The following is a 9,852-nucleotide window of genomic DNA, read 5'->3' as shown; positions in this document are numbered from 1 at the left end:
AGGCGGGGTGGTGCCCGCCTCCCCGCGGCCGGGGGAGGCTCAGACCTCGCCCTCGAAGAAGACCGGGTCGCCGTCGCTGAACAGCTCCGGCGCGACCTCGAGCCGCAGGTCGCTGCTGCCCTCGGGGATGATCCAGCCCGCGCTCACGGTGAGGGTTTCACCGGCGGGGACGCTGCCGAAGCCCATCGCCGTGCCGTCCAGACCGCCGCCGCTGTCGAAGAGCTCCTCGGTGGGCCGTCCACCAGAGGTGGCCTGGGTGTGGAACAGCGCTCCGTCGTAGACCTCGTCCTTGCCGTTCTCCACGGTGATGTCGAAGGCCACGACCCGGCCGCCGTCGAGCTCCTGGATGAGGTAGTCGCTCGGCTCGTGCTCCCTCGGCTCCGAGAAGGTGACCAGCAGCCCGTCGAAGTCGTGGGTGTCGCCCCAGGTGGGGTTACCGGCTGGCTCCTCGGCGGCGGCCTCCTCGGCCTGGTCCGCCCCCTCCTCGGCGGTCTGCTCGGCGGTGGTCTCGGGTGTGGTGTCCTCGTCCGAGCTGCCGCAGCCCGCGAGCAGGGCCAGCGCGGCGACGGCGGAGATGACGGGAGTCAGTCGGGTACGCACGGTGTCTTTCATCCTCACAACTGGTGTCTGGGTTATCCGAAGTATCGGAATTCGTCTCGCGTTCGAGCCGGGTTCCGGCGGGCCGTGGCTGAACCGAGACAGTTCGGAGTCCTGAGTGAGACAGCTCCTGCTTTCCGGTCCGCAGAACTGTTGGGCGGGTCAGCGATTCCTCAGGTCCTTGGTCGAGGCCGAACGCGCCATCGCGCGGGCTCACGCTTCGTCGTCACCCCGTGACGTCGGCGGTGGCTCTCCCCTCGGCAGGGTGACGGTGAACACGGCGCCGCCCGCGTTGTGGACGGCGAGGTGCCCGCCGTGGGCCACCGTGTTCTGGGCGGCGATGGACAGACCGAGCCCGCTGCCCTCGGTGACCCGTCGCGAGGAGTCGCCCCGGACGAATCGGTCGAACACGATGGGCACCAGGTCCTCGGGGACACCGGGTCCGCTGTCGGCCACCCGCACCAGCACCGTGCCGGAGTCGGTGCCGTCGACGGTGACGGCCACCGGTTCGGCGCCGTGCGTCACGGCGTTGGTCAGCAGGTTCCGCACGATCGTGTGCAGCCGGCGGGCGTCCCCGGTCACGAGGACGTCACCGACCACCCGAACCGAGGTGTCGACGTCGGGAGCGGCGAGTGCCACGGCGTCGCCGACCAGCTCCGCCAGGTCCACCGGCTCCCGGAGCACCTCGACCGCACCCGCGTCGAACCGGGAGATCTCCAGCAGGTCCTCCACCAGCCTCGCCAGCCGCCTGCTCTGCACGGCCAGCAGCTCCGCCGCCCGCGCCCGCGATGCGCCGTCCATGCTGTTCAGGCTGTCCGCCGCCGCCACCATCGACGCCAGGGGCGTGCGCAGGTCGTGGGTCACGTCCGACACGAACCTCCGCTGCTGCTCGTCCTTGGCCCGCAGGTCCGTGATCGAGTGGCTCAACCGCTCGGCCATCGCGTTGAACGCGGTGGCGAGGTCGGCCAGGTCGTCCCGGCCCGCGACGGGGAGCCTGGTGCCCAGGTCGCCCTCCCCGAACCGCCGTGCGGCCTCCGCGGCCGTCCGCAGCGGTCGGGACACCTGGTTGGCCGCCAGGATCGCGGCCACCGTCGCCAGGAACGCGACGACGGCGGAGATCGCGGCGAGCTGGTGGCGGAGCCGGGACAGTTCGACGTCCAGGCGGTGCATGCCGTAGTGCTGCACGAGGACCAGGCCGGGGGTGACCTCACCGGCGACCAGCAGCCATCCGGAGCGGTGCGGGTCCCGTTGAACCGCCGGCGCGGCGCCGACGACAGCCTCGCGGACGAGCTCCGCCGGAACCGGAGCATCCCGGTGCTGTGGGTCGCCGGCGGTCGCCGAGTAAACGCCACCGGACGGTTCGCCCTCCGCCGGTGGCCAGGACACCGGCGGGCTACCGAGGTCGACGGCGCTCCAGCCCACACCCGCCCAGCGGTCCATCTCCTCGGCGAGCACCGCCACCCGCCCCTCCCCGTAGAGCTCCTCCTCGGTGCGCAGGTGGTTGATCGTGGACTGGAAGGAGGCGTCGGCCGCGAGCACGAAGCGTTCGGTGCTGTCGTCGGCCTGCACCCGGTAGGAGGCGAAACCGACGCCGGCACTCGCCGCGACGGTGAGGAGCACGATGCTCGCCGCGATCCTCGTGCGCAGCCCGAGCGACCAGTCGCGGGGGGTGGTCACGGTTTCGCCAGCCGGTACCCGAGGCCGCGGACGGTCAACACGAGTTCCGGGTTGGCCGGGTCGCGTTCGATCTTCGACCGGAGCCGGGACACGGCCGCGTCCACGATCCGGGAGTCGCCGACGTACCCGTAGTCCCACACCCGGCGGAGCAGGACCTGCCGGGTGAGCACCTGGCCGGAGTGGTCGGCGAACTCCAGCAACAGCCGCAGTTCCGTCGAGGTCAGGTTCAGCTCGTGGCCCTCGCGGGTCACCACCATCGCGGCGCGGTCGATGGTCACGTCGCCGATCCGGACGACCTCCTGGCCCGGTGTGCTGGCGCTGCGCCGCAGCACCGCCTTGATCCTGGCGTCGAGCACGCGGGGCTCGACCGGTTTGACGACGTAGTCGTCCGCGCCGCACTCCAGGCCGGCGACGACGTCGATCGGGTCGCCCCGTGCGGTGAGCAGGATGATCGGCAGCGTGCTGCGCGCCCGCACCCGACGGCACACCTCGAAGCCGTCGATGCCGGGCAGCATGACGTCCACCAGCAGCAGGTCGACGGGTTCCCCGAGGGCCAGCAGTTCCAGCCCGCCCTCGCCGCTGCCGGCCGCGACCACTTCGTGCCCCAGGTCCCGCAGGGCCAGGGTGAGCGCCTCAGCCAGCGCGTCGTCGTCCTCCACCAGTAACAGCCGGGCCACCGCTCGCCGCTCCCCGTCGTCCGCTTCCGCCGATGTCCGCACCACCTCGGACGCGGTCGTCACGGTATACGACCCCGGACCGCCCTCCCGGCCGGTGATCAGCTGCTGACCAGCGGTGACGACCGGGTGCGTCCCGGCCTCGCGGCCGGCCGGGTGGGGGCACCGGTGAGGAACGGTCGAGAAACGGTCACAGTCCTGGCACACGCCGTTCCTAGCGTGGGCGGGGAGACGACCCGAGGACGGAACGATGACGAGTTGGACCGCACGGGGTGGCCTGGCCGAGGCCACGGTGGACCTCGACGCGATCGCCCACAACACCGAGGTGCTCGCCGCCCGCGCGACGGCCCCGGTGCTGGCGGTGGTGAAGGCGGACGCCTTCGGGCACGGGATGCCACCGGTGGCCCGGACCGTGCTCGACGCGGGCGCGACCTGGTTGGGGGTCGCCACGAACGCCGAGGCGCTGCGGCTGCGGGAGTCGGGTGTGACGGCGCCGGTGCTCAGCTGGCTGCACGCGCACGACGAGGACTTCGAGCCGGCGATCCTGGCCGGTGTCGACCTGGGTGTCTCCTCCGCCGCGCACCTGGAGCGGGTCGCCGAGTGCGCCACCCGGGTGGGAGTCCGCGCGTCCGTCCACCTGAAGGTCGACACCGGGCTCCGCCGAGGGGGCGCGGACCACACGGCGTGGCGCGCCCTGCTCGACCGGGCGGTGCGGCAGCAGCGCCGGGGACGGCTGGTGGTGCGCGGTGTCTGGTCCCACCTGGGGGCGGCCGGGGTGCCCGCCGTGTCCCCGCCGGTCGCCGCGCAGGTGCGGGCCTTCGAGTCGGCCCTGCGGGAGGCCCGGGACGCGGGGCTCGACCCGGAGCTGCGCCACCTCGCGAACTCGGCGGCCACCCTGAGCGAGCCCACCACCCACTACGACCTCGTGCGGGTCGGCATCGCCCTGTACGGGGTGGAGCCGGTCGCCGGGCGGGTCACCGGCCTGCGGCCGGCGATGACCTTGCGGTCCAGGGCGGTGCTGGTGAAGAAGGTGCCCGCCGGGGAGGGCGTCTCCTACGAGCACCGCTACCGGACGGTGGGGGAGAGCACGCTCGCCCTCGTGCCCGTCGGGTTCGCCGACGGGGTGCCCCGGCTGGCCAGCAACCGGGGTGCGGCCCTGCTGGCGGGCCGGCGACGTCCCGTCGCCGGTCTCGTCGCGATGGACCAGCTGGTCCTCGACCTCGGCCGGGACGAGGCCAACCTCGGCGACGAGGTGCTGGTGCTCGGCCCGGGGGACGACGGCGAGCCCACGGCGGCCGAGTGGGCGGCCTGGGCGGAGACCAACCCGCACGAGATCCTCACCGGCATCGGCGCGCGCATACCCCGGCGCTACCTCGGTGGGGCACGAGCATCCCGGGAACTGGAGGAGTTGTCCCTTGTCTGAGCCGAGAACCAGGGTCGCCGTGGTCTACGGCGGCCGCAGCGGGGAACACGCGGTGTCCCGCCAGTCCGCCGCGAGCATCCTCACCCACCTCGACCGGGACCGCCACCAGGTGGTTCCGGTGCTGATCGACCGGGACGGGGGGTGGTGGATCGAGGAGGACGAACCCGAACCCGCCGCCACCGGTGCCCGCGCGGCGGCCGAGGACGTGTGGCGCTCTCCCGGACCGACCCCCGCGTTGAGCATGACGGAGGCGCTGCGCCGGCTGGGGGACGTCGACGTCGTGTTCCCCGCGTTGCACGGCCCGTTCGGGGAGGACGGGACGATCCAGTCGATGCTGGCGCTCTACGGCATCCCGTTCGTCGGCAACGGGGTGTTGGCCAGTGCGGTGGGCATGGACAAGGAACACACCAAGACCGTGCTGGCCTCGGCGGGGCTCCCCGTCGCGCCGGGTCTGGTGCTGCGCCCGGGGCAGCGCCCCCGGCCGGAGGAGCTGGCCCCGCTCGGGTTGCCGTTGTTCGTCAAACCAGCCCGCGCCGGCTCCAGCCTCGGGGTGTCCAGGGTGGACGACCTCGCCCAGCTGCCGGCGGCGCTGGCCACCGCGCGGGAGAGCGACGGGAAGGTGCTGGTCGAGGGGGCGGTACCCGGCCGGGAGATCGATGTGGGCGTGCTCCAGCGCGCGGACGGCACCCTGGAGGTCAGCCCACCGCTGGAGATCAGGGTCGCCGGGGACCAGCGGTTCTTCGACTACGAGGCCAAGTACGACGGTTCCGTGGGCACCGTCTTCGACGTGCCGGCCGCGCTGGACGACGTGACCGCCGAGCGCCTGCGCCGGCTCGCGGTGGCGGTGTTCGAGGCCTTGGACTGCGCCGGGTTGCTGCGGGTGGACGTCTTCCTGCGCGCCGACGGGGAACTGGTGGTCAACGAGGTCAACACCTTTCCCGGGTTCACCTCGGCGTCCCAGTACCCGCTGATGTGGCGGGCGGCCGGGTTGTCCTACGCGGAGTTGCTGGCGGTGATGGTCGAGGCGGCGTTGGCGCGGCGGGCACCGGTCGTCGCCGCATCCGGCGGGGCCTGACCTGCCGCGAGGGGCGCGCCGACCGGCTGCGGGCCGCGTACGCGGTGAGGGCCCGGCCTCCACTTCCCACGGGGTGGGGAATGAGGGCCGGGCCCTGGTCAAGCGGGGCGCGGGTCGGGGGTCACACCCCGGCGAGCACCCGCTCCGCGTCCAGCGTCACGGCGGTGGCGTGCACCACGGCCGCGATCCGGAGCGCCTCGTGGATGGTCTCCCGGGGCAGGTCCGACTTGCGCAGCGTCTTCTCGTGCGACTCCAGGCAGACGCCGCAGCCGGTGATGGCGCTGACCGCCAACGACCACAGCTCGAAGTCCACCTTGTCCACACCGGGGTTGCCGATGACCTGCATGCGCAGCCGCGCTGGCAGGTTGTTGTACTCGGCGTCGCCGATCAGGTGCTTCGACCGGTAGTAGATGTTGTTCATCGCCATGATCGAGGCGGCGGCCTTGGCGGCGTTCAGCGCTTCCTCGGACAGGTGCTCCCTGGCCTCGGGTTCCAGTTCCCGCAGCACCTGCTCGTTGCGGCAGGCGATCGCCACGGCCAGCACGGTGCCCCACAGCTGCTGCTTGGGCAGCGTGGAGGTGCCGATCACCGAACCGAGGTTCAGCTTGGTGTCCTTGGCGTAGGCGGGCAGCGCGCTCTTCAGTGCGTCCAGCGACATCAGGCGTCCAACAGCTTCGCGGCGTCGAGGGTGTCCTCGCCCTTGTTCCAGTTGCAGGGGCACAGCTCGTCGGTCTGGAGGGCGTCCAGCACCCGCAGCACCTCCTCCACGTTCCGGCCGACGGAGCCGGCCGTCACCATGACGAACTGGATCTCGTTGTCGGGGTCGACGATGAAGGTGGCCCGCTGGGCGACACCGTCGTCACCGAGCACGCCGCAGGCCTCGGAGAGCTCCCGCTTGATGTCGCTGAGCATCGGGAAGGGCAGGTCCCGCAGGTCGGCGTGGTTCTTCCGCCAGGCGTGGTGCACGAACTCGGAGTCCACGGAGACACCGAGCACCTGGGCGTCACGGTCGGCGAACTCCTCGTTCAGCCGGCCGAAGGTGGCGATCTCGGTCGGGCAGACGAAGGTGAAGTCCTTCGGCCAGAAGAAGACGACCCGCCACTTGCCCTGGTACGACTTCTCGTCGATCGTCTCGAACGCCTTGTCGGCGTCGAGGGACACGCACGCGGTCAGCGCGTACTCGGGAAACTGCTGGCCAACGGTGAGCACGTTCTCTCCTGTCGTGTTGGTCCGAATGCGCCACCACCTTGCTCCGCCAGCATTGATAGGGGAAATCGAGCCGCCCACCTACACTGATCGGCCATGTCGATCAATGAGCGCGCGCCGAGCCTGGCACAGCTCAGGGCGTTCCTCGCCGTCGCGGAGTTCCTGCACTTCAGAGCGGCGGCCTCCGCGCTCGGCGTGACCCAGCCCACCCTCTCGGCCGCGATCGCCGCCTGCGAGGAGGCACTGGGCGCGCGGCTTGTGGAACGCACCACACGGCGGGTGATGCTCACCGCGACCGGTGAGCTGCTGGTGCCCCGCGCCCGAGCCGTGCTGGACGCGATGGACGCCCTCGTGGCGGAGGTCGCGGTGTTCAGCCGCCCCTTCACCGGCCGCCTGCGGCTGGGCATCATCCCCACCGTCGCCCCCTACCTGCTGCCCGTCGCGCTGCCGGCCCTCCGCCGCGCCTTCCCCGACCTGGAGGTCGAGGTCCACGAGGAGCGGACAGCGCCGCTGCTGGACGGCGCGACCACCGGGCGGCTGGACCTCGCCGTGCTCGCGCTGCCGGTGGTCGACCGCAACCTGACCGCCGTCCTCCTCTACGCCGAGGACTTCGTGCTGGTCACCCCGAAGGACCACCCGCTGGCGGAGGGGCAGGTGATCTCCCGGCAGGCGCTGCGGGAGCTGGACGTGCTGCTCCTGGAGGAGGGGCACTGCCTGCGCGACCAGGCCCTCGACGTGTGCCGCGAGGTGGGTACGGGCGTGGAGACGGCGGCCAGGGCGACCAGCCTCACCACCCTGGTGCAGCTGGTGGCGGCGGGGATGGGGGTGACGCTGTTGCCGGCGAGCGCGGTGAGCCTGGAGACCCGCCGCAACCAGCTGCGGGTCAGCCGGTTCGCCTCCCCGAAGCCGGGACGCCGGATCGGGCTGGTGTACCGGGACAGCGCCGGCCGGGAGGCCGAGTTCACCGCGATCGCCCACGAGCTGCGGCGTGCGGTGCGGGCCCGGCGGATGCCGGTGCGGCTCGCCCCCGACCGGGCCTGAGGCCTGACCTCGTGGTGCTGCCCGGCGCCGGGACCACCGGAGGGTGAGGTCGGATTCCTGCCAGAGCGGTGGCCTGAACTGGGGCATGCTGGTCGCATGCTTCTCGACCGCGACCGGTGCGTGCGAGCGGTGCGGTCCAGGGACGCCCGCTTCGACGGGTGGTTCTACACGGCGGTGCTCACCACCGGCATCTACTGCCGGCCCAGCTGCCCGGTGGTACCGCCCAAACCGGAGAACATGAGCTTCCACCCCAGTGCCGCCTCGGCGCAGCAGGCGGGGTTCCGGGCGTGCAAGCGGTGCCGTCCGGACGCCAGCCCCGGCTCCCCGGAGTGGAACGAACGGGCCGATCTGGTGGCCAGGGCGATGCGGCTCATCGCCGACGGCGTGGTGGACCGGGACGGTGTGCCCGGCCTGGCCGCGCGACTCGGCTACGGGGCCCGCCACGTCGAGCGGCAACTGGTGGCCGAGGTCGGCGCCGGTCCGCTGGCCCTGGCCAGGGCCCAGCGGGCGCAGACCGCGCGCCTGCTGGTCGAGACGTCCAGCCTGCGGATGGCCGACGTCGCCTTCGCCGCCGGCTTCGCCAGTGTCCGCTCGTTCAACGACACCGTGCGGACGGTCTTCGGTCTCACCCCGAGCGAACTGCGGTCGCGGGTGCGCGGCGGAGCGCCGCCCCGGACGCCGGGGACCCTGGCGGTGCGGTTGCCGTTCCGGAGGCCGTTCACCCCGGACAACCTGTTCGGCCACCTCGCGGTCACCGCCGTTCCCGGCGTCGAGGAGTGGCGCGACGGCGCGTTCCACCGCGCCCTGCGACTCCCCCACGGACCGGCCGTGGTGGCCCTGCGCCCGGAAAGCGACCACATCGGGTGCCGGCTCACCCTCTCCGACCTGCGCGACCTGCCCGCCGCGATCAACCGGTGCCGGTGGCTGCTGGACCTCGACGCCGACCCGGTCGCGGTCGACGAGCTGCTCACCGCCGACCCCGCGCTGGCCCCGCTGGTCCGGGCGAACCCGGGACGCCGGGTTCCCCGTGCGGCGGACGGCGCGGAGTTCGCCGTCCGCGCCGTCCTCGGCCAGCAGGTCTCCACGGCGGCCGCCCGCACCCACGCCGGTCGGCTGGTCGCCGCCCACGGGGAGCCGTTGCCCGAACCCCACGGCGGCCTCACCCACCTCTTCCCCGCACCGGAGGCCCTGGCCGGTCTCGACCCCGAGAGCCTCGCCCTGCCCAGGGCCCGGCGCGCCACCCTGACCACCCTGGTGGCCCGGTTGGCGGCGGGGGACCTGGACCTCGGTCCGGGCGCGGACTGGGACCGGGCCCGCGCCGAGCTCCGGCCCCTGCCGGGGCTGGGGGACTGGACCGTGGAGACCATCGCGATGCGGGCGCTCGGCGACCCCGACGCCTTCGTCGCCACCGACCTGGGTGTCCGGCACGCGACCAGGGCCCTGGGGCTGCCGCACACCCCGGGGGCGCTCACCCGCCGCGCCGGGGCCTGGCGGCCCTGGCGCGCCTACGCCGTGCAGTACCTGTGGTCCACCACCCACCACCTGATGAACCGGTTACCCGGCTGAGCAGTCCCCGCCCACCGGGGCGGACCATCGAGAGAACGACGTTGGCAGGAGAGTTCGACATGAGCACCGCGACGACGCCCGACGGGCGTCGAACCCACACCGTCGTCGACAGCCCGATCGGACCGCTGACCCTGGTCGCGACCGGCGGCGTGCTGGCTGGCGTCTACATGGAGGAGCACCGCCACCGCCCCGACCGTGCCACCTTCGGAGCACAGGACGACACCGGGTTCGACGAGGCCGCCCGGCAGCTGGCGGAGTACTTCGCCGGGGAACGCACGGACTTCGACCTGCCGTTGGCGCCGCACGGAACCCCCTTCCAGAAGCAGGTCTGGGCCCAGCTCCGCGACATCCCCTACGGGGAGACGGTCTCCTACGGCGACCTGGCGGCGAGGATGGGCCGCCCCTCCGCGTCGCGGGCCGTCGGCCTGGCCAACGGCCGGAACCCGATCAGCGTCATCGTGCCCTGCCACCGGGTGGTGGGTTCCACCGGCAGCCTCACCGGCTACGCCGGGGGCGTGGAGCGCAAACGCACCCTCCTCGACCTGGAACGGCGGGTGAGCGGCCGGGCCCTGCTCTGAGGCGGGGGCGGCCCC

10 protein-coding genes are annotated in these 9,852 nt (G+C 73.0%); 5 read left to right on the top strand and 5 right to left on the bottom strand.

Annotation, left to right across the window (positions count from 1 at the left end; genetic code table 11):
* Positions 1 to 39: 39 nt before the first annotated feature.
* The 3 genes from ACTIDRAF_RS0217385 to ACTIDRAF_RS0217375 all read right to left on the bottom strand — a co-directional run bounded on the left by ACTIDRAF_RS0217385 (position 40) and on the right by ACTIDRAF_RS0217375 (position 2,951).
* Positions 40 to 600: a DUF4352 domain-containing protein gene (locus ACTIDRAF_RS0217385; RefSeq protein ID WP_016699999.1), complete on the bottom strand. Its 561-nt coding sequence runs from the start codon at positions 598 to 600 to the stop codon at positions 40 to 42.
* 210 nt (positions 601 to 810) lie between these two features.
* The gene (locus ACTIDRAF_RS35380) at positions 811 to 2,274 is read right to left on the bottom strand and encodes a sensor histidine kinase (RefSeq protein ID WP_016699998.1); all 1,464 of its coding nucleotides are present in this window, start codon (positions 2,272 to 2,274) and stop codon (positions 811 to 813) included.
* Positions 2,271 to 2,951 carry a response regulator transcription factor gene (locus ACTIDRAF_RS0217375; RefSeq protein WP_026066211.1) on the bottom strand — a complete coding sequence of 227 codons (681 nt, stop codon included), beginning with the start codon at positions 2,949 to 2,951 and terminating at the stop codon, positions 2,271 to 2,273. The genes ACTIDRAF_RS35380 and ACTIDRAF_RS0217375 overlap by 4 nt, the downstream gene beginning before the upstream one ends.
* Positions 2,952 to 3,198: 247 nt before the next feature.
* Here ACTIDRAF_RS0217375 and alr point away from each other — a divergent pair, with 247 nt between their 5' ends.
* Positions 3,199 to 4,371, top strand: coding sequence for an alanine racemase (gene alr, locus ACTIDRAF_RS0217370; protein WP_016699996.1), 1,173 nt, complete (start codon positions 3,199 to 3,201; stop codon positions 4,369 to 4,371).
* A complete protein-coding gene (locus ACTIDRAF_RS0217365) occupies positions 4,364 to 5,446 on the top strand; it encodes a D-alanine--D-alanine ligase family protein (protein ID WP_039787880.1) in 1,083 nt (360 codons plus the stop codon). The genes alr and ACTIDRAF_RS0217365 overlap by 8 nt, the downstream gene beginning before the upstream one ends.
* Before the next feature lie 121 nt (positions 5,447 to 5,567).
* Here the strand turns inward: ACTIDRAF_RS0217365 and ACTIDRAF_RS0217360 are convergent, their stop codons facing one another.
* The gene (locus ACTIDRAF_RS0217360) at positions 5,568 to 6,104 is read right to left on the bottom strand and encodes an alkyl hydroperoxide reductase (protein ID WP_016699994.1); all 537 of its coding nucleotides are present in this window, start codon (positions 6,102 to 6,104) and stop codon (positions 5,568 to 5,570) included.
* Positions 6,104 to 6,655 (bottom strand): peroxiredoxin, encoded by a 552-nt coding sequence (locus ACTIDRAF_RS0217355; RefSeq protein WP_016699993.1) that lies wholly within the window; start codon positions 6,653 to 6,655, stop codon positions 6,104 to 6,106. Before ACTIDRAF_RS0217355 ends, ACTIDRAF_RS0217360 begins: the two co-directional genes overlap by 1 nt.
* A gap of 93 nt (positions 6,656 to 6,748) precedes the next feature.
* Here ACTIDRAF_RS0217355 and ACTIDRAF_RS0217350 point away from each other — a divergent pair, with 93 nt between their 5' ends.
* The 3 genes from ACTIDRAF_RS0217350 to ACTIDRAF_RS0217340 all read left to right on the top strand — a co-directional run bounded on the left by ACTIDRAF_RS0217350 (position 6,749) and on the right by ACTIDRAF_RS0217340 (position 9,837).
* Positions 6,749 to 7,693 (top strand): hydrogen peroxide-inducible genes activator, encoded by a 945-nt coding sequence (locus ACTIDRAF_RS0217350; RefSeq protein WP_016699992.1) that lies wholly within the window; start codon positions 6,749 to 6,751, stop codon positions 7,691 to 7,693.
* Between the two features lie 96 nt (positions 7,694 to 7,789).
* Positions 7,790 to 9,259: an AlkA N-terminal domain-containing protein gene (locus tag ACTIDRAF_RS0217345; RefSeq protein ID WP_016699991.1), complete on the top strand. Its 1,470-nt coding sequence runs from the start codon at positions 7,790 to 7,792 to the stop codon at positions 9,257 to 9,259.
* A 59-nt stretch (positions 9,260 to 9,318) separates the two neighbouring features.
* Positions 9,319 to 9,837 (top strand): methylated-DNA--[protein]-cysteine S-methyltransferase, encoded by a 519-nt coding sequence (locus ACTIDRAF_RS0217340; RefSeq protein ID WP_016699990.1) that lies wholly within the window; start codon positions 9,319 to 9,321, stop codon positions 9,835 to 9,837.
* Positions 9,838 to 9,852: the final 15 nt, after the last annotated feature.

Source organism: Actinoalloteichus spitiensis RMV-1378 (assembly GCF_000239155.1).
GTDB classification, from domain to species: Bacteria; Actinomycetota; Actinomycetes; order Mycobacteriales; family Pseudonocardiaceae; genus Actinoalloteichus_B; species Actinoalloteichus_B spitiensis.
The sequence above is the reverse complement of the archived record's forward strand: the minus strand, read 5'-3'. Positions and strand labels throughout refer to the sequence as shown.

Bases quoted from the DNA above. Each gene is read 5' to 3' on its own strand.
- alr (WP_016699996.1), top strand. From the start codon at position 3,199: ATGACGAGTTGGACCGCACGGGGTGGCCTGGCCGAGGCCACGGTGGAC.
- ACTIDRAF_RS0217360 (WP_016699994.1), bottom strand. From the start codon at position 6,104: ATGTCGCTGGACGCACTGAAGAGCGCGCTGCCCGCCTACGCCAAGGAC.
- ACTIDRAF_RS0217350 (WP_016699992.1), top strand. From the start codon at position 6,749: ATGTCGATCAATGAGCGCGCGCCGAGCCTGGCACAGCTCAGGGCGTTC.
- ACTIDRAF_RS0217345 (WP_016699991.1), top strand. From the start codon at position 7,790: ATGCTTCTCGACCGCGACCGGTGCGTGCGAGCGGTGCGGTCCAGGGAC.
- ACTIDRAF_RS0217340 (WP_016699990.1), top strand. From the start codon at position 9,319: ATGAGCACCGCGACGACGCCCGACGGGCGTCGAACCCACACCGTCGTC.